The sequence below is a fragment of the Mycobacterium sp. E2733 genome (assembly GCF_001667585.1).
GTDB lineage: Bacteria > Actinomycetota > Actinomycetes > Mycobacteriales > Mycobacteriaceae > Mycobacterium.
The window spans coordinates 111,976-129,305 of the sequence record NZ_LZJZ01000061.1; the positions used below are offsets into that span (position 1 = coordinate 111,976).

Here is a 17,330-nt window from a genome sequence, read left to right on the forward strand (position 1 = left end):
TTCTCCTCAGCCGGCGGGCCGGAATTGGTGCAGCACCAACTCGTCGCCGCTCGGCAGCGCTTCGAATGTCTCGAAGAAGACCTCGACGGGCATGCCGACCTCGATCGCGGCGGGATCGATGTCGCAGAGGTTCGAGACGATGCGGACGCCCTCGTCGAGTTCGATGAGCGCGACGACGTAGGGGTACTGGAGGAACGGCAGCGGCGGATACTGGGGCATCACGAAGCTGTACACCGTGCCGCGACCCGAGGCCACGACGTAGTCCCACTTCAGCGACTGGCACTTACCGCACATCGGCCGTGGCGGGACACGTAACGTCTGGCAGTCTGCGCAGCGCTGAATGCGAAGCTCGTTGTCTTTCAAGCCCGACCAGAAGAACTCGGTGTCTGGACTGATCGAAGGGGCAAGTCTGCTGGCCATCAGCTTCTCGTCTTGAATCGCAGGGTGCGGAACCACTGGCGGCCGATGACCTCGCCATTCTGATCGCGGTAGGTGGTCACCCAGGTGACGAAGAAGCCATCGCCCATCGCCGTCTTCTTTTCGTCGGAGATCGAGTCGAACACCGTCTCGGCGGTGATCTCGTCTCCGACCCGGGGATAGCGTTCGATCTCAAACTCGGAGTTCGTCGCGATGATGCCGGTATAGCCGGCGTCGGACAAGAACTGCAGCGGGTTGCTCTTGATTTCGATCGGCACGCCGCCGCGCTCGCGAATGCCCGCCAGCTTCGGCGGGGGCATCGTCCAGCTCTGCAGCATCACCGGCGGCGAGACCAAGCCGCCGTGGCGCGAGTTGCGGGCGAACTCCTCATCGAGGTAGGCCGGGTTCATGTCGTCTAACGCGTGCGCCCAGTGCCGGATCATCGCGGGGTTCACCGGATCCGGCGCGCGAGCGGGTCTGCCGACCCCGTCGGTGGGCGTGCCGATTAGCGCGTCGAGGCGCTGCCGCAGTTCGTCTTTGGTCAATTCAGTCACTGGGTTGGTAGTCCTTTCAGGAGGCTCGCATGTCGCGGGGTGCGCGTGGCATTCCGAGACCTGCCATGGCGATGATGTCGCGTTGAAGTTCGTTGGCGCCGCCGCCGAATGTGTTGATGACGGCGAGCCGGTAGGCGCTCTCCAGTTCGCCCTTGAGCGGAGCCGACGCATCCTTGCGCAGGCCCGCCTGGCCCACCACGTCGAGCAGCTCGCGGGCGACCTGCTGAGTTAGCTCGGTGCCGAACACCTTTGCGGCCGAGGCCTCGCCCATCGCTAGGCCGCCCGAGCTCATGTTCGTGTTTACCCGCAGGTTGAGCAGCCGGTAGGCCGCAACCTGAGCCTCGACCCGTGCCAATGCCTGTTGCACCCAGGGCTGGTCGATCACGAACCCGTCGTCGAGCTCGGTCGTCTTGGCCCACTGCAGCGTCTTGTCGAACAATGGCTCCAGCGCACCGAGGTTGCCGAGTGCCGCGCGCTCGAGGTTCAGCTGGTTGGTGACCAGCTTCCACCCCTGGTTCTCGCCGAGCACGATGGCGCTCTCGGGCACGCGCACGTCGTCGTAGAAGGTGTAATACGTCGAAACGCCGGGCATCGTTCGCAGGGGTTTCCAGGAAAAACCGGGCGAGTCGGTGGGCACGATGAATACCGTGATGCCCTTGTGCTTCTTGGCTTCCGGATCGGTTCGGGCGGCCAGCCAGATGTAGTCGGCGAATTCTGCACTGCTGGTGAACATTTTTGAGCCGTTGATCACGAATTCGTCGCCGTCGCGCACCGCGCTGGTCCGTAGGGAGGCCAGGTCGCTTCCCGCACCGGGTTCTGAGTAGCCGATCGCGAAATCGACGGTGCCCTTGAGGATCGCGGGAAGGAACTTCTGTTTCTGATCCTTGGTCCCGTACTGAATAAGCGTGGGGCCCACGGTGTTCAGCGTGATCATCGGGAGTGGCGCATGGACTCGGCGTGCTTCCTCGGCGAAGATGTACTGCTCGAGCGCGGTCAACCCGCTGCCGCCGTATTCGACCGGCCATGCGACGCCAAGCAATCCAGCCTCGCCGAGCGCCCGCCGACATTCGGTCACCGCGGCCCCGCCCTCCATCAAGCCTGCGACCGCCTTGCGGCGTTCGGGGGTCATCACGGCTTCGAGGCGTTCGCGGTAGTCCTTGCGCAGCTGTTCCTGTTCGGGGGTGTAGTCGAAATCCATCAGACACCGGCTCCCATCCGTACCGGCATACGCTTGACGCCCGGCACCATCGTGGCGCGCAGCCGCGTCACATCGCCGGTCAGTTCGATACTCGGATAGGTGCCCAGCAGCACCTCGAACATCACCCTGGCCTCCAGCCGTGCCAGTTGCGCGCCCAGACACGCGTGTTCGCCGGCGCCGAAGGCTATGTGTGGGTTCGGGTTTCGGGTGATGTCGAACTCCTCGCTGGTGGGGCCGAAGATCTCCTCGTCGCGGTTGGCCGCACCGTAGAGCATGACCACCGTTTCACCGGCCTTGATCTGCTGGCCGCGGATCTCGACGTCCTCGGTGGCTTCGCGCGCCATGTGGGTCACCGGGCTGGTGAACCGCAGCATCTCTTCGACGGCCAGCGGCAAAAGCTCGGGCTTCGAGCGGAGTAAGGCGAACTGATCGGGGTTGTCCAGCAGCGCCAGCGTGCCCAGCGCGATCAGGTTGCGTGTCGTCTCGTTGCCGGCGACCAGCAGCAGGAAGGAGAAATTGAGCAGGTCCGCATCGGTCAGGCGCTCGCCGTCGACCTCGGCGGCCGCCAGGATGGACAGCAGGTCGTCTTGCCCGGTGACCTTGCCGGAACGCCGCGCGTCGATCAGTTTGGTGAAGTACTCGTAGAGTTCGCCAAGTGCCACCATGTTGTCCAGCTCGATGTCGGGATCGGCGGTACCCACCGCCGCGTCCGACCATGCCCGGAACTGTTCCCAGTCCTCGGCCGGCGCGCCGAGCATCTCCGCGATCATCCGGGTCGGAAGCGGCGCGGCAATCTCTTCGGCGAACTCGTACACCCGTGCCGGGTCGACGTCGTCGAGAATTCCCTTGACGATCTCGCGCACCTTGGGTTCCAGCAACGTGACCTGGCGACGGGTGAACCCCGAGTTGATCAGCTTGCGCAGCTGCCGGTGCCGTGGCGGGTCGGTGAAGATCAGGTTTCCCTCCTGCACCGGGCTTGGCATGGCGGGATCGGGTATCGAGATGCCCCTCGTCGAGGTGAACGTCATCGGGTGACCGGAGATGTGGCGGATGTCCTCGTATTTGGTCAGGGCCCAAAAGTTCGTGACGTCGTTCCAGACCACCGGCGTGCTGTTTCGCAGTTCCCGGTAGCCCGGATACGGATCGCCGGCGTAGTAGTCCGGCGAGTGCAGAGGCAGCGTGGACGTTGGTCTGGGGGTGGAGTCAGCGGGCACTGCGGGCCTTCCTCGACACACGGGAAATCGGACAGTTAATTCATGAATGTCCGGTAATGTCTGTGTCTACAGACAAGCACCGCAAATGTCAATCACCGTTTGCCCAGTTGAGTGGCAACAGCGTTGACGCCAGTGCATCCTCAGGTGTACATAATTGAAGAATTGTCGGACACGTTCGCATCGGCATCGGGCGACACCGCACAGTTCGGCGACCAACCGGGAAGGTCCAGTGATGTGATGGCCGAGTCGAGCCTGGTCGACAGCTATGGCGTCTATATCGATGGCAACTGGGTCGAACCGGACACCGCGCGGTATGACGTCGTCAACCCGGCAACCGAACAGGTGATCGCCTCGGCGCCGGATGCCGGCGTCGCGCAGGTCGAGCAGGCCATCGGTGCGGCGCGTGCCGCCTTCGATTCCGGGCCTTGGGCCGTGGCGGATCCAGCCGAGCGGTCTCGCAGCCTCCAACAGCTCAGCGACGCGCTGCTCGCCCGGGGCGATGAGATCTACGCGCTGGCGCAGGCCGAGTGGGGCTGCACAGCAAACGAGCGGCTAATCCATGTGGAGGGGCCCGCGTTCATGGTCGGCCACGCGGCCGAACTTGCGCTCGAACCGGCTGAGGCGCCCATGGACGCGTGGGGAGCAGCGGGCACCACCCTGTTGCGCTACGAGCCGCTCGGTGTGGTCGCGGCGATGACGCCATGGAATTTCCCGCACACGCTCAACGTGATGAAGCTGGGTGCCGCGCTGGCCGCGGGCAACACGCTTGTCCTCAAGCCCTCGCCGTTGACACCGCTGGCCGGTCTCGCACTGGCGCGGCTGATCGATGAGGAGACCGACATTCCACCCGGCGTGGTCAACGTCGTCACCCCGAGCAGTGTCGAGGCCAGCAGGATCTTGACCATCGATCCCCGGGTCGACATGGTGACCTTCACCGGAAGTTCGGCCGTCGGTCGCGATGTGATGGCTGGCGCCGCAACCTCAATGAAACGGATCCTGCTCGAGTGCGGCGGCAAATCGGCGAGCATCCTGCTTGACGACATCGACCTGACCGACGAGTTGTTCGAGCGGCTGCTGTTCGAAGGGTGCACGATGCATGCGGGTCAGGCGTGCATCCTCAACAGTCGTCTGGTGGTCGCGGACAAGTTGTACGACGATGTCGTCGATCGGCTTGCCGAGCTGGCTCGCAACGTCACAGTGGGCGACCCGACCGACGAGGCGACCGGTATGGGTCCGCTGATCAGCCGTCAACACCTGGACAGGGTCGAGGGTTTCGTCAGGCGCGCCGAAAGCGACGGAGCGAAGATCGTCGTTGGCGGTGGGCGGCCGACCGGACTCGACCGCGGTTTCTATTTCGAGCCAACGGTTTTGACCGATGCCACCCCCGAGTCGTTTATCGCGCAGGAGGAGGTGTTCGGGCCGGTGTTGACGGTCCTGCGTTACCGCGACGATGACGAAGCGGTCCGCATCGCAAACGATTCGGCCTATGGGCTCGGTGGCGCGGTCTGGGGCACCGACATCGAGCGGGCGGTCGGACTTGCGCGACGGATCAGGACCGGTCAGGTCTCGATCAATGGCACGATACCCGGCGACGCGCCCTTCGGCGGGTTCAAGCAGAGCGGAATCGGCCGCGAAGGCGGCGTGATGGGGCTTCGGGCCTACATGGAACCCAAGGCGATCGGAGTGCCTGCGTGACGGGAGCGCTCGCCGGATTGCGTGTCGTCGAAGTCGGTACAGAAATTGCGGCGCCGTATTGCGCGAAACTGCTCGTCGATCTCGGCGCCGACGTATACAAGGTTGAGCCCCCGGCAGGGGATCCGCTGCGAAGCTGGGGCCCGTCGAGCGGACTGTTTGAGTACTTGAACGCCGGAAAGCGCGGGCTGGCAATCGATCTCGAAGCACATCCCGACACCCTCGCTGACTTGATTGCTCAAGCAGACGTGTTGGTCGAGGATCTGCCAGCCGGATCAGCCGACAGGTTGGTTTGGGGGCTTGATCGCGAAGCTCTGCAACGCCTCAACCCGAATCTCGTCGTCGTCCGGATCTCCGACTACGGCCAGGAGGGCCCACGCCGGAATCGCCATTCGACGTCGCTGACCCTGCAGGCCGCATCAGGGTGGGTCAACACTCGCGAACTCGGCCGGGCGCCGGTACAGGCCGGCGTCCGTATCCCCGAGTACATCGCCGGCAGCTACGCCGCGCTCGGGGCGCTGACGGCCCTGCGGGTCGCGGATGCCGGTCTTGAGCGAGTGATCGAGGTCGATGTCTCGGCGTTCGAGTCTCTGTTGTCAACCTTGGCCTATCCGATGCTGATGGCCGAACGCTTGAAAAGCCTTGGTCTTCCGCCGAATTCAAAGGCGGGCCCGATGCTCGGCATCGTGCGCGCCGCAGACGGCTGGATCGGGATCAACTGCTTGACCGGGCAGCACTGGCTGGACGTCTGCGCGATGGTAGGGCTGCCGGAATTCGGAGAGCACCAGATAGCCATCATGCTGGGCGGTCCCGAACGCGAGGAGTTCTTCGCGAAGGCGCAGCCCTGGCTCGATTCGATGACCGTGGCCGATCTGGTCGAGTTGAGCCAGGCGATGCGCATCCCCGCGGCGCCGGTCAACGACGGAGCATCCATCCTCGACTGTCCCCAGTACCGCGAACGGGGATTCTTCGTCGAAAGCGAAGCGGGCGGCCAACGCTTCCTCCGCCCCGGCGCGCCGTTCCGGTTGGCCCGCACGCCGGTCGGGCCACCGAAACCAGCGCCGCGGCTCGGCGACAGAGCGGCAGCTTCCTCGCACGATCGCCGGACGACGCCCGCCGCATCCGAAGTTCACGATGTCGCAATGCCATTCGCAGATCTCAAGGTTTTCGACCTGAGCACATTCTGGTCCGGCGCGTACCTCACCTGCTATCTGGGTGCGTTCGGCGCTGATGTCGTGAAGGTCGAGTCGATCCAACGCCCGGACGGGCATCGGTATTCGGGTGCACTGTTGCGCAGCACCGAGCATTGGTACGAGATAGGACCGATGTGGCAGGGCACCAACCTCAACAAGCGCGATATCACCTTGGATCTCGGCACCCAGGCCGGCCGCGAGTTGGCCCTGAAGCTCGCCGCCGAGGCAGACGTCGTGGTGGAGAACTTCTCGCCGCGGGTGGTGGAGCAGTTCGGGCTGGATTACGCGTCGCTGGTAGAGGTGAATCCGGACGTCATCATGGTCCGCATGCCGGGCCTTGGGCTCGAAGGCCCATGGCGCGACTACGTCGGATGGGCACTGAATTTCGAGCAGATATCGGGGATGTCGGCAGCGACCGGTTACCCCGACGGTCCACCCTGCAACCTGCAGGGGCCTGCCGATCCGATCGTGGGTGTACATGCCACCGTCGCACTGCTGGCTGCGTTGGAGCACAAGCGCAGAACCGGTGAAGGCCAACTGATCGAGGTCGCGCAGATCGAGGTCGGCGCGGCGGTTACGGCCGAACCCGTCATCGAATACTCGCTGACCCGCCAGTTGCGCGAACGAGAGGGCAATCGACACCGGCGCTACGCGCAAGGTGTCTACCCGGCCAGTGGCGATGACGAGTGGGTGGCCATCTCGGTCCGGGATGATTCCGACTGGGCCGCCGTCGTCGACGTGATCGGCCGGCCCGAACTCCGCGACGACCCGCGGTTCGCCTCACCGGCGGCACGGCTGCACAAGCACGCCGCGTTCGACGAAATCCTTTCTGGATGGACGGCGGGTCGACCGCCCGACGAGATCGCCGAAGCGCTCCTTCGCCGTGGTGTGCCCGCGGAGCGGATTCTCACCGCCGACCGGATGTACGACGTCGACCAGCTCGAGGCGCGCGGCTTCTACGAGGCGCTTGAGCATCCGCTCTCTGGGCGGCATCGGTTCCCGGGCTGGCCATTTCGGATCACACCGGGGCCCCTGCGGCATCACCGCGCACCATCGCCGACACTCGGTCAACACAATGACGAGGTGCTAGGCGCCCTCGGACTATCGGCCGACGAGCTGACGAAGCTGCGTGACGAACAGGTTATCGGCGAACGGCTGCTGAACGCGTAAGTTCAGGCATCGACCATGGCCGCGATGGTGTCGACCACGCATGCCGGTCGGTCGGACCCCTCAACCTCGACGGTGACCCGCACGGTGGCCCTGCCGCCCGTCTCGTTGCGTTCCAGTTTGACGAGTTCGGCGCCGGCGCGGATCCGCGAGTCGACCGGCACTGGGGCAGGAAAGCGAAGCTTGTCAGAACCATAGTTGACTTGCATCGACAGTCCCGTCACCCGGTAAATCTGTTGCACGAGAATGGGAACCAGCGACAGCGTGAGATATCCGTGCGCGATCGTCTTACCGTACGGACCTTTGGCCGCCCGCTCCGCGTCGACGTGAATCCACTGGTGGTCACCGGTCGCATCGGCGAACAGATCGATTTCCCTCTGGGTGACCTCGTGCCACCCGCTGTAGCCCAGGTGTTCGCCGACGTGCGCTTCGAACCCCGAGATGCCCTCGTAGACCGTGGGCGAGGGCTGCGTCATGCCGGGACCTTGAGCCCCAACTGCTCAATGGCGTTGCCGCCCATGATCTTCGCCTTGGCCGTCTCGGAGATGCCGTCGAGACGGTCGACGAAGCTCAACGGGTCGCCGATGCCCTCGGGGTGCGGAAAGTCCGAGCCGAACATCACGTGATCCTCACCCATGATGTCAACGATTCCCTTGATGTCGTCCTCAAGGAACGGGTGGATGTAGATGTTGCGCTTGAACACCTCGACGGGATGCTCGTCGAACTCTTTGGGCATGATCTTGTACGCGGTGTTGAGCTGTTCGAGAAGATTGCGCACCCAACCGCTGCCGTTTTCGACGCAAAAGATTTTCAGGGCGGGGAAGCGCGACAGCGCACCATGGCAGATCATCGCGGCCAGGGTGTCCTCGATGGCGCGGTGCCCCATCACCACCTCGCGCAGCGCGCTCGGCTTGAACGACAGGTACTCGTCGCCGCCCTCCCATTCCATCAGGTGCTTCTGGTATCCGCTGTCCGATGCGTGCATGGTCACCGGAATGCCAGCCTTGACGACTTCTTCCCAGAACGGATCGAACTCGGGCAGACCCATGGACCGCGAGCCGCCGAAGCGACTGGGCACCGGAGCCGGGCGAACCAAGAACGTTTTCATTCCCCGTTCGAGGCACCAGTGCAGCTCCTTGATTGCCTCGTCGACCAGAGGCAGGCAAACGACGGGCGTCGCGAAAATTCGGTCGTGGTAGTTGAACGTCCAGTGTTCGTGCATCCACTCGTTGAGGGCGTGGATGATCGCGTGGGTCAAGACGACGTCATCGGTGGTGCGCTCCTCGATGAGGCTGGCGAGAGTGGGGTACATGACGCATTGGTCTATGCCGAGCTCGTCCATCAGCTCCAGTCGGGGACCCGGATACTGGTATGCGGGGATGACATCCATTGCTTCACCGATGAACTCGCGGAAATTGAGTCCCTCTGGATTGTTGCCCAAGAAGTAGTCCTCGGCGCTGCCCGGTCTCGCGACCCGCTCGAATGTCGGGTTGGGAATCATGTGGCTGATGTGGTCCTTGACGACGAGCTTGGGCCGTCCGTTGACCTCGACGTAGCCGACCTTGCCACGGTGTTCCTTCGGCAGGTACTTGGTGAGCGCGTCCGTCGTCTCGTACATGTGGTTGTCGATATCGAAGACCGGATACGGCAAGGACCGGGTAGACATGTGACTGATCCCTCCAGAGCAGCGAATATGACCATTTACGTTATATGAAAATGACGTTATCACTGAATGCGCCGCGACAGCTATCCGGGGCCAGGTCGCGCGAGCTCGTTCCACGCTTTCACGACGGCTTCGGTGGTGGTCACCGTGGCCAGCAGGGCCAACGTGTTGTCGATGATCGATTCCGCGTATTCGCGTGGGTAACCACATACGCCATCGCGGGGAAGCACGAACTGATAGCTGCGATTGACGGCGTCCATCACGAAGTTCTGAATCGCGATGTTGACCGAGACACCCACGCCCACAATGGTCTGAACACCGAGGTTGCGTAGCACCGAGTCGAGGTCGGTACCCGTCATCGGTCCGACACCGTGCGTGCGGGTGAGGACCAGATCGCTTGGTTCCGGGCCGAACTCAGGAAGTACCGAGCCGCCCGGGCTGCCGGGGGTCAACTCGGCCGCGAACGACTTCCCGGCCATGAACAGCCTGGCGTTGGTATTGGACCCGCGACCGTCTGGGCGCTTTTGCATGACGCAGTGCACGACCGAAACGCCAGCCGCGCGAGCCGCCTTGAGGAGCGCGGCGATGTTCGGGATCGCTTCCCGCCTAGCTTCCTCAGCGAGCATGGGAAGACCCGCCTGGGGGCCGATCACGCCTCCCTGGCATTCCTGGGTGATCAGCGCGGTGGTGGCGGGGTTCAGCAAATTCAACAGGCTCGGTTGCGGCATGAGAATAAACGTTATCGTGAGCGAGAACGCAATTTCCAGAGGAGTGCAGATGGAAGCCTGGGAACTCGACATTCGTGAGTCGGTGCGCCAGACACTCGCCGACTACACGGCCGCCACCGACCGGTTCGATCTGCGCGGCCTGGCAGCCTGCTTCGGACCCGAAGGCGTCCTCGAGTTCACCGGAGGGGCACAACCGCTCATCGGTCCCGCTGAGATCGAGACCGGGCTCGGGGCTGCCGTGTCGCAAGGGCCGGACCCGCAGAGACAAACGCCAACACATGTGCGCCATCACGTTTCGAGCATCCGGTTCGGGTCGGTCGCCAGGGACCGGGTGGAGGTCAGTAGCTATTTCGCCGTCCACACCGACATCGGCCTCGATCATTGGGGACGCTATCGTGACGTCCTTGCACCGTTGAACGGACGGTGGTTGTTCGCGCATCGGCGCATCAGCGTGGACGCCTTTGCCACCGACAGCCTTATGCGATGAACTCCGCTGCGAACGCCTGCGCGTGTGCAACGTATTCGGCCCGGGTGGCCCCCTGGGGGGCGATCGTCAGCCAGGTCACGCCCATGGCTTCCAGCTGCGCGATTGTGGCGTGCCGTTCGTCGGTCGACTTGGTGTCATCGAGCAGGTTGCCTGCCGAGAAACAGATGTCCAGCGGTTCGGTACGGCCGATCTCGGCCGCGTATTTCTTGGCCCAGGCGATGGCCGACGCCAATTCCTCAAGCGTCGAGATCTCCGCGGTTCGTGACGCGGTCGCGTAGCCGAACGTGTTGAAAGGCGCCCATCCCTGTGCGCGGGCAACCGCACGGCGGACGGCGGGCTTGCTGTTGCCGCCAACCCAGATCGGGGGCGGTGTCGCCGGCACGGGGTACAGTCGCACACCGCGGGCGGCGAACGAGGTGCCCTCGTAGGCGACATCCTCACCCGTGAGCACCTTCGCCAGTACATCCAGCGCCTCGTCCAGCAACGCCCCGCGGTTATCGAAATCCATTCCCAGCGCTCTGAATTCGGGCTTCAGGTAACCGGCGGCAGTACCGAGTATCAGCCGGCCACCGGATAGGACGTCCAAACTTTGGATCGACTTCGCGCCCAGGAATGGGTTGCGGTAGGCGGCGATGTAGACATTGGTGAGTAGCTTGACGTCCGTCGTAGCGGCTGCCGCAAAGGACAGCGCGATGAACGGGTCCAGGGCGTGGTGGCCGCCGTGGTCCAGCCATTTCGCGTCGGGGGCGGGGTGGTCGGTGACGTGCACGGCGGCGAAGCCGCTCGCCTCGCCGACGCGCGCGATCTCGGAGATCGCTTCGGCGGTGACGAATTCAGTCACGGCGTCTACCCGCTGGGTGGGCAATTCCAGGGAGTACGAAATGGTCACGGTGGGGGTCCTTTCATGGTGCGGCCAATGCGGCCAACCGTTGGGCATGGTGATCGGGGCTGCCGAAGATCAGCTCGGTGGCCTTGGCGCGCCGAACGTAGAGGTGTGCGTCGTGTTCCCAGGTAAACCCGATGCCGCCGTGGATTCGCATGTTGTCCAAGGCGACTTGCAGAACGGCTTCCGAGCAGGCCATCTTCGCCACTGACGCAGCAATTGATAGGTCGCTGCGGTCAGCGGACTCCGCAGCGTGGATGGCGGCAGAGCGGGCGCCCTCGACAAGCACCAGCATGTCCGCGCAGCGGTGCTTGACGGCCTGGAAGCTGCCGATGGCCCGCCCGAACTGAACTCGCTCCTTGGCGTAGCCCACGGCCATGTCGAGGCAGCGTTGGGCGGCGCCGACCTGCTCGGCGGCCAGCGCGGCGATCGCGAGGTCGGACGTGCGGGCCAGGCCCGCGGCCGCCTGCCCATCGGTTCCGATCAACCGGGCGGGGACGTCCTGAAACTGTAGACGCGCGACCTTTCGCGTGCGGTCGAGCGTGGCGAGCGGTTTGCGAGTCAGCCCCTCAGCGTCCGCCGCGACCGCGAACAGTGATGTGCCCGCGCTCGTATCCGCCGCGGCCAGAACAACATCGGCGGTATGGCCATCGAGAACGAGATCGGCATCGCCATGAATGCGATGACCGGTGCCGTCGGCGCGCGCGGTCAGGGTGACCGCTCGCGGCTCCCACGCATCGAGGCGGCCGTTGAGGATCGCCGTCGCGGTGATGGATCCGTCGACGAAACTCGGCAGGTAGTCGGCCATCGCAGCGGTGTCGCCGCTGCAAAGGATCGCTTGCGTCGCGAGTCCGACGGTGGAGAAGAATGGCGCACACAGCAAGGCTGCACCCATCTCCTCGAACACGACCGCGAGCTCGGACATGGTGGCACCGGCCCCACCGAACTTTTCGGGAACGGCGATGCCGTGCAGTCCCAGTTCGCGGGCCATCTGGTGCCACACCGATTCGTCATATCCCGCCGCGGTGGACATGAGGTCGCGTACCCGGTCGGACGGGGAGGTGACCGCCAGGAACTCACGTATCGCCTGCCGGAGTTCGTCGGCTTCGCTCATCGGGGGTTCCTTTGGTGTGGGTCTACCCGGCCCGGCCCGGGATAGGCATTGCCGGGAAAGGATAGTATGTTTTCTGAAATAGGAGAATCCTCATTCTCGCATGAAGGAGCCGCGCAGTGACGACGAAACTCGACTACGGGATCTTCGATTGCGACACGCACTGCTATGAGACGCGGGACGCGTTTACTCGGTACCTGCCCAAGGAATTCAAGGATCGGGCAATCACCACCGTGCGGGGAGCGGACGGCGTCGAGGTGATTCTCGCCGGCCATCGTGTCGCGACCTTCAACAGTGAAGGCGGTCTGGGCCTGGACGTCGCGTACCGCCCTGGATCTCTGAAAGAGATGCTGAGGCAGATGGGATCCGGAAACCCCGAGGAGTCCTACGAGCCCCAGCCAATGCAGCCCGAGTACATCGAGCGTTCGGCACGGCTGGCTGTGATGGAGAAGCAGAACGTCGAGCGGATGGTGATCTATCCGAGCGGAATGGCCCTGGCTGGCGAGCACTACGTTGACGACACGGCGGCGCTATACGCGAATCTCCGGTCGTTCAACCGCTGGTTCGACGAGGAATGGGGCTTCAACTACGAGAACCGCATCTACGCAACCGGGCTGCTCTCACTTCGGGACCTCGACCTGGCCGTCGCCGAAACCGACGCACTGATCGCGCAGGGTGCGAAGTTTGTCATGCTGCCGACGGGCCCGGCATACGGCAGATCTCCGGGTGACCCCTACTTTGATCCGATTTACGCGCGTCTTCAGGAAGCCGGCTGTGTCCTGGTGTTCCACATCATGCCCTTCTGGTACTTCGATGCGATCTCACCTGCCTGGGGCCACAGTGCGGATCCTGCCTCCTGGCACATGTCGGCCTGGCAATGGATGAACGTCTACGGCCAACGCCCGATCGAGGACACCCTCTCGGCGCTGATCTTCGACAATCTCTTCGGTCGCTTTCCCGGGTTGGATGTGCTTGTCGCCGAGCACGGTGCGGAGTGGGTGCCGTTCTTCACGAAACACATGGACAAGAGCCGCGGCATGGGGCGAAATGGTCCGTGGATCGGCGGGAAGCTGACGGAGAAGCCGTCTGCCATCTTCCGGCAGCACGTTCGGGTGGTGCCATACCCCGAGGACGATACGCCCGCGATCGTCAGCAGCCTGGGCTACGACGACTGCCTCGTGATGGGTTCGGACTACCCACACGCCGAAGGGCTCGCCGAGCCCGCCGACTTCGTCAAGTTGCTCGACCCGCTCGACGATGCCACTAAGAAACGGATCATGCGCGACAACGCTGTCCAGTTGCTCAGTCGGAGCTAGACGCTCTATGTCAGACGACGACGTCGACCTCGTTCTGCTGCGCGCAGGCGCGCGCGATTTCCTGACCGGGCGCGGCGCGCAGGACTCGGTCAAAGAGCTGGCGGCCATGGATTGGACGGGGCTGCTTGTCGAGGAGAAACTCGGCGGCAGCGGATGGCGCCCGGTCGAGACGACAGTCATCGCCGAGGAACTCGGCCGCGCGCGGAACTCCTCGACGTGGTTCGGCTGTGTGCTGGCAGCTGCGGCATTGACTTCTGCCCCTGGCGAGGTGCGCGACCGATGGTTGCACGCGATGCTCGACGGGACCGCGACGGCAGGCTGCGCGCTGGCAAGCGACACGGTCCGGGTTGCGAGGGGCGATGTCATCGACATCTTGGTCACACTGGGGCGCAACGGAGTCCACCTTTTCGAGATATCGGAAGCGACGCCGAGAAGCCGAGATGGCGAGCTGCTGGATGTCGACCGCGCGGCATGGCGCGTCGAACTCGTTGGCGCGCACGGCGTGTTGATCGGTGGACCCCAACGGGCGGCTCAGCTGCTTGCGGTGGGCAGGATCCTGCTCAGCGCGGATTCGCTGGGAGCCTTCGCGACCACATTCGAGCGGCTGGTCGCCTATCTGAAGGAGCGCATCGCTTTCGGTGTGCCGATCGCGAGTTTCCAAGCGGTGCAACACCGGCTGGTGGATCTGCTGGTCTTCGAGGCGAAGGCACGCGCGGTCATCATGAAGGCCGCCCGTGCCCTGGAGGCCGACGAAATCTCGGACGGCGCCAACGCGTTGTCCGCCGCCGCGCACGCATTTGTCGCTGCGAAAGCAGCCGCTGCCGTCGACGAGTGCATGCAGCTCTCGGGCGGTATCGGATTTACGTGGGAGTACCCCTTGCACCACGAACTGCGCCGGGTGTTCACGAACGGCTATCTGCTCGGCACAGCTCGCTCCAGTCGTGCGCTTCTCGCGGAGGGGTCGGGTTGTTGAGCGCCGCACCCACTCGGCCCAGCGAAGCGCAGCTGACCGAGTTCAGACATCGTGTCAGGGCGCATATCGCCGAACACGCACCCCCATTCGACGCGCGGGAAGGCCACCGTGCGCCGGAAAACCCTGAGCAGGAAGCGCAATTGCGCAGTTGGTTCGCCACGTTGTTCGACGCTGGTTTCGTCGGCGCAGACTGGCCCGTCGAGCACGGCGGACGCGCCGACCACCACCCGCGGCACGACCGCATCCTCAGCGAGGAGATCCTGCGTGCCCGTGCTCCGCGGCCCATCGATCAGGTCAACCTTGCGGCCCATGTGCTGCTGCACTTCGGGTCGGACGAGCAGAAGGCCGAACTGCTTCCGCCGATACGCCGCAGCGAGCACGTATGGTGTCAGTTGCTCAGTGAGCCCGATGCCGGGAGCGACATCGCCGCCGTCCGCAGCAAAGCTGTCGAGCAACCTGATGGCACGTGGGTGATCGACGGCCAGAAGATTTGGATCACTGACGGGCACTGGGCCGACATGGGGCTAGCGCTCATCCGCACCGACCCGACTTCATCGCGCCATCACGGCCTTTCGGTGTTCGCCGTGCCAATGTCGGCACCCGGCGTCGAGGTTCGTTCGATCCGCACGATTAACGAGGCGATCGAAGTGAACGAAGTTTTCCTCGACGGCGCGACGGTGCCGGCGAGAAGCCTGATCGGCGAGGTCGGCCAGGGCTGGTCAATCATCATGGCGGGCTTGGACTTCGAACGCTTCGGGATCGGCGGCAACGTCATCCTGCTTGAGCTGCTGATCGATGACCTGGTGATGGTGGCGCGCAACGCCACCGTCGATGGCGTCCCGGCGTTCGAGCACGATGACATCAGGCAGACAGTGGCCGAATTGGCTGTCGAAGTCGAGGTGGCGAAGTCCTTCATCGACGATCACGTCGAACGGCTCATCATCGGTGCGGATCAACCGGGCGACGGTTCGATCGCCAAGCTCAGCTTCTCCGAGACGTATCATCGGGTTTCGGCCTACGGCACCGAACTCGCCGCCATGGTGTGCACCGTGGCCGCCGATCCGAGCGTCGAGCTGGCGAAACAGCGTCTGCGAGAATGCTGGCTGTGGTCGCGTGCTTATACGATTTCCGGCGGAAGCAATGAGATGATGCGCAACATCCTCGCCAAACGTCGGCTTTTATTGCCGAGCCGGTGATGTCCGAAACTTACTGGGGTCTCGTCGACGCGGTTGCGCATGAACATCCGGACCGAGTGGTTCTCGCCGATGACTTCGGTCGCAGCCTCACGTGCGCAGCCCTTCGCGACGAGGCGTTGCGGACGGCGGCAGCGCTGTCGGGTTCCGGAGTTGGCGAGGGCACCGTGGTGTCGTGGCAATTGCCGACGACGTTGGAAACGATGGTGGTGATGGTGGCGCTCACCCGATTGGGCGCCGTGCAGAATCCCATCCTGCCCATTTGGCGCGAACGCGAAGTTCGCTTCGCGACCGAACAACTCGCGACCGAGGTCCTGGTCGTACCCGGTCACTGGCGCGGTTTCGACCACACTGCGCTCGCCCGCGAACTGGCGGAGCAACGGCCCATGTCCGTCCTCGTGATCGATCACGACGCGCCGATCACCGAGGCGCTCCGCCTGCCTGCCGGCGACCCGGCCGCGCTGCCTGCGCCGCCGGCATCCGCGGAGGACCCCCGCTGGGTCTACTACTCCTCGGGTACCACGGCGGCGCCGAAAGGCGCCCGGCATTGCGACCGTTCGGTCATCGCGGGTTCTGCCGGGGTGGTCGGCATCGTGGGGGCATCGAGCAGTGACGTCAACCCGATCGCCTTTCCGGTCTCGCACATCGGTGGTGCCGCCATGCTCGCGGCGAGCCTGCGCACCGGCATGCGCTTGGTGCTGTTCGACTCGTTCGATCCCGCGACGTCACCGCAAGCGATCGCCGCACACCGACCAACGCTGTTGGGCACCGCGACGCCGTTCCTAGTGGCGTTCATGGCCGCGCAGCGCGCGCACGGGACGCAACCGCTCTATCCCGATCTACGTGGCTGCGTGGGCGGTGGCGCACCGATCACCGCCGAGCTGGGACGCCAAGTGCGGGAGACGTTTTCGGTCAACGGTGTCGCCAACTCCTGGGGCCTGACCGAGTTCCCGGTCGCGACGTCGCAGCGGCCGGAGGCCGCCCCGGATCTCCTCGATCGGACCGTGGGGCGCCCTGTCGCCGGAGTGTCTGTGCGGGCCGTCGACGACAGAGAGCGCGAGGTCGGCGTCGGCGAGGAGGGTGAACTTCGGCTCAAGGGACCCCAGTGCTTTCTGGGATATGTCGACGGCTCGCTGGACGCCGACGCATTCGACGACGACGGCTGGTTCCGCAGTGGCGATCGGGGGCGCATCGACGGCGATGGCAACGTCACCATCACCGGACGCATCAAGGATGCGATCATCCGCAACGCCGAGAACATCTCGGCGCTGGAAATCGAGGACGTGCTGGTTACTCACCCCGCAGTCGCGGACGTCGCGGTCATCGGCGTTCCGGATCCGCGCACGGGAGAACGGGTTTGCGCTGTCGTGGTCGCTGAACACGGATGTGATGTGACACTCGCCGCGTTGGCCGGACACTGCCAGGCGCAAGGCTTGAGTCGGCACAAATACCCCGAGCGACTCGAAGTGGTGGGTGCGCTGCCGCGAAACCTCACTGGGAAGGTGCTGAAGAACGAACTCCGTGCGCGGTTCGGTGGGTGA

16 protein-coding genes are annotated in these 17,330 nt (G+C 64.4%); 7 read left to right on the plus strand and 9 right to left on the minus strand.

Annotated features, from left to right (window positions below; all coding sequences use genetic code 11):
• Positions 1 to 6: 6 nt before the first annotated feature.
• Genes A5678_RS11535 through A5678_RS11550 form a run of 4 tightly spaced genes read right to left on the minus strand, consistent with a single transcriptional unit; the run spans position 7 to position 3,341 of the window.
• Positions 7 to 420 (minus strand): Zn-ribbon domain-containing OB-fold protein, encoded by a 414-nt coding sequence (locus A5678_RS11535; RefSeq protein ID WP_068042287.1) that lies wholly within the window; start codon positions 418 to 420, stop codon positions 7 to 9.
• Positions 420 to 971, minus strand: a complete 552-nt coding sequence (locus A5678_RS11540) for a MaoC family dehydratase N-terminal domain-containing protein (RefSeq protein ID WP_068042290.1) — start codon at positions 969 to 971, stop codon at positions 420 to 422. The genes A5678_RS11535 and A5678_RS11540 overlap by 1 nt, the downstream gene beginning before the upstream one ends.
• Positions 972 to 987: 16 nt before the next feature.
• Complete coding sequence (locus A5678_RS11545) at positions 988 to 2,169, minus strand: acyl-CoA dehydrogenase family protein (protein WP_068042294.1); 1,182 nt, start codon at positions 2,167 to 2,169, stop codon at positions 988 to 990.
• Positions 2,169 to 3,341, minus strand: a complete 1,173-nt coding sequence (locus A5678_RS11550; RefSeq protein WP_068042539.1) for a cytochrome P450 — start codon at positions 3,339 to 3,341, stop codon at positions 2,169 to 2,171. The genes A5678_RS11545 and A5678_RS11550 overlap by 1 nt, the downstream gene beginning before the upstream one ends.
• Positions 3,342 to 3,620: 279 nt before the next feature.
• Here A5678_RS11550 and A5678_RS11555 point away from each other — a divergent pair, with 279 nt between their 5' ends.
• Positions 3,621 to 5,078, plus strand: a complete 1,458-nt coding sequence (locus A5678_RS11555; RefSeq protein ID WP_068042541.1) for an aldehyde dehydrogenase family protein — start codon at positions 3,621 to 3,623, stop codon at positions 5,076 to 5,078.
• On the plus strand, positions 5,075 to 7,438 hold the full coding sequence (locus A5678_RS11560) for a CaiB/BaiF CoA-transferase family protein (protein WP_068042297.1): 2,364 nt from the start codon (positions 5,075 to 5,077) through the stop codon (positions 7,436 to 7,438). The genes A5678_RS11555 and A5678_RS11560 overlap by 4 nt, the downstream gene beginning before the upstream one ends.
• Before the next feature lie 2 nt (positions 7,439 to 7,440).
• On the opposite strand, the gene A5678_RS11565 is transcribed toward A5678_RS11560, so the two are convergent.
• From A5678_RS11565 to A5678_RS11575, 3 genes are all read right to left on the minus strand, one after another.
• Positions 7,441 to 7,911, minus strand: a complete 471-nt coding sequence (locus A5678_RS11565; protein WP_068042300.1) for a MaoC family dehydratase — start codon at positions 7,909 to 7,911, stop codon at positions 7,441 to 7,443.
• Positions 7,908 to 9,101 (minus strand): amidohydrolase family protein, encoded by a 1,194-nt coding sequence (locus A5678_RS11570; RefSeq protein WP_068042303.1) that lies wholly within the window; start codon positions 9,099 to 9,101, stop codon positions 7,908 to 7,910. Before A5678_RS11570 ends, A5678_RS11565 begins: the two co-directional genes overlap by 4 nt.
• Before the next feature lie 80 nt (positions 9,102 to 9,181).
• Entirely contained in the window at positions 9,182 to 9,826 is a 645-nt protein-coding gene (locus A5678_RS11575; RefSeq protein ID WP_068042306.1) for a cysteine hydrolase, read from the minus strand.
• A gap of 49 nt (positions 9,827 to 9,875) precedes the next feature.
• Between A5678_RS11575 and A5678_RS11580 the strand changes: the two genes are divergently transcribed.
• A complete protein-coding gene (locus tag A5678_RS11580) occupies positions 9,876 to 10,313 on the plus strand; it encodes a nuclear transport factor 2 family protein (RefSeq protein ID WP_068042543.1) in 438 nt (145 codons plus the stop codon).
• Here the strand turns inward: A5678_RS11580 and A5678_RS11585 are convergent.
• Both A5678_RS11585 and A5678_RS11590 read right to left on the minus strand, forming a co-directional pair.
• Positions 10,303 to 11,202, minus strand: coding sequence for a TIGR03619 family F420-dependent LLM class oxidoreductase (locus tag A5678_RS11585; protein WP_068042309.1), 900 nt, complete (start codon positions 11,200 to 11,202; stop codon positions 10,303 to 10,305). The genes A5678_RS11580 and A5678_RS11585 overlap by 11 nt on opposite strands.
• Positions 11,203 to 11,215: 13 nt before the next feature.
• A complete protein-coding gene (locus A5678_RS11590) occupies positions 11,216 to 12,310 on the minus strand; it encodes an acyl-CoA dehydrogenase family protein (RefSeq protein WP_068042312.1) in 1,095 nt (364 codons plus the stop codon).
• 116 nt (positions 12,311 to 12,426) lie between these two features.
• Between A5678_RS11590 and A5678_RS11595 the strand changes: the two genes are divergently transcribed.
• Genes A5678_RS11595 through A5678_RS11610 form a run of 4 tightly spaced genes read left to right on the plus strand, consistent with a single transcriptional unit; the run spans position 12,427 to position 17,330 of the window.
• A complete protein-coding gene (locus A5678_RS11595; protein ID WP_068042315.1) occupies positions 12,427 to 13,623 on the plus strand; it encodes an amidohydrolase family protein in 1,197 nt (398 codons plus the stop codon).
• A 7-nt stretch (positions 13,624 to 13,630) separates the two neighbouring features.
• Positions 13,631 to 14,596 (plus strand): acyl-CoA dehydrogenase family protein, encoded by a 966-nt coding sequence (locus A5678_RS11600; RefSeq protein WP_068042318.1) that lies wholly within the window; start codon positions 13,631 to 13,633, stop codon positions 14,594 to 14,596.
• Positions 14,593 to 15,792: an acyl-CoA dehydrogenase family protein gene (locus tag A5678_RS11605; protein ID WP_068042321.1), complete on the plus strand. Its 1,200-nt coding sequence runs from the start codon at positions 14,593 to 14,595 to the stop codon at positions 15,790 to 15,792. The genes A5678_RS11600 and A5678_RS11605 overlap by 4 nt, the downstream gene beginning before the upstream one ends.
• Positions 15,792 to 17,330, plus strand: a complete 1,539-nt coding sequence (locus A5678_RS11610; RefSeq protein ID WP_068042323.1) for a class I adenylate-forming enzyme family protein — start codon at positions 15,792 to 15,794, stop codon at positions 17,328 to 17,330. Before A5678_RS11605 ends, A5678_RS11610 begins: the two co-directional genes overlap by 1 nt.

Coding starts and splice junctions, on each gene's coding strand:
- A5678_RS11535 (WP_068042287.1), bottom strand. CDS start 420: ATGGCCAGCAGACTTGCCCCTTCGATCAGTCCAGACACCGAGTTCTTC.
- A5678_RS11545 (WP_068042294.1), bottom strand. CDS start 2,169: ATGGATTTCGACTACACCCCCGAACAGGAACAGCTGCGCAAGGACTAC.
- A5678_RS11555 (WP_068042541.1), top strand. CDS start 3,621: ATGGCCGAGTCGAGCCTGGTCGACAGCTATGGCGTCTATATCGATGGC.
- A5678_RS11565 (WP_068042300.1), bottom strand. CDS start 7,911: ATGACGCAGCCCTCGCCCACGGTCTACGAGGGCATCTCGGGGTTCGAA.
- A5678_RS11570 (WP_068042303.1), bottom strand. CDS start 9,101: ATGTCTACCCGGTCCTTGCCGTATCCGGTCTTCGATATCGACAACCAC.
- A5678_RS11575 (WP_068042306.1), bottom strand. CDS start 9,826: ATGCCGCAACCGAGCCTGTTGAATTTGCTGAACCCCGCCACCACCGCG.
- A5678_RS11580 (WP_068042543.1), top strand. CDS start 9,876: ATGGAAGCCTGGGAACTCGACATTCGTGAGTCGGTGCGCCAGACACTC.
- A5678_RS11590 (WP_068042312.1), bottom strand. CDS start 12,310: ATGAGCGAAGCCGACGAACTCCGGCAGGCGATACGTGAGTTCCTGGCG.
- A5678_RS11600 (WP_068042318.1), top strand. CDS start 13,631: ATGTCAGACGACGACGTCGACCTCGTTCTGCTGCGCGCAGGCGCGCGC.
- A5678_RS11610 (WP_068042323.1), top strand. CDS start 15,792: ATGTCCGAAACTTACTGGGGTCTCGTCGACGCGGTTGCGCATGAACAT.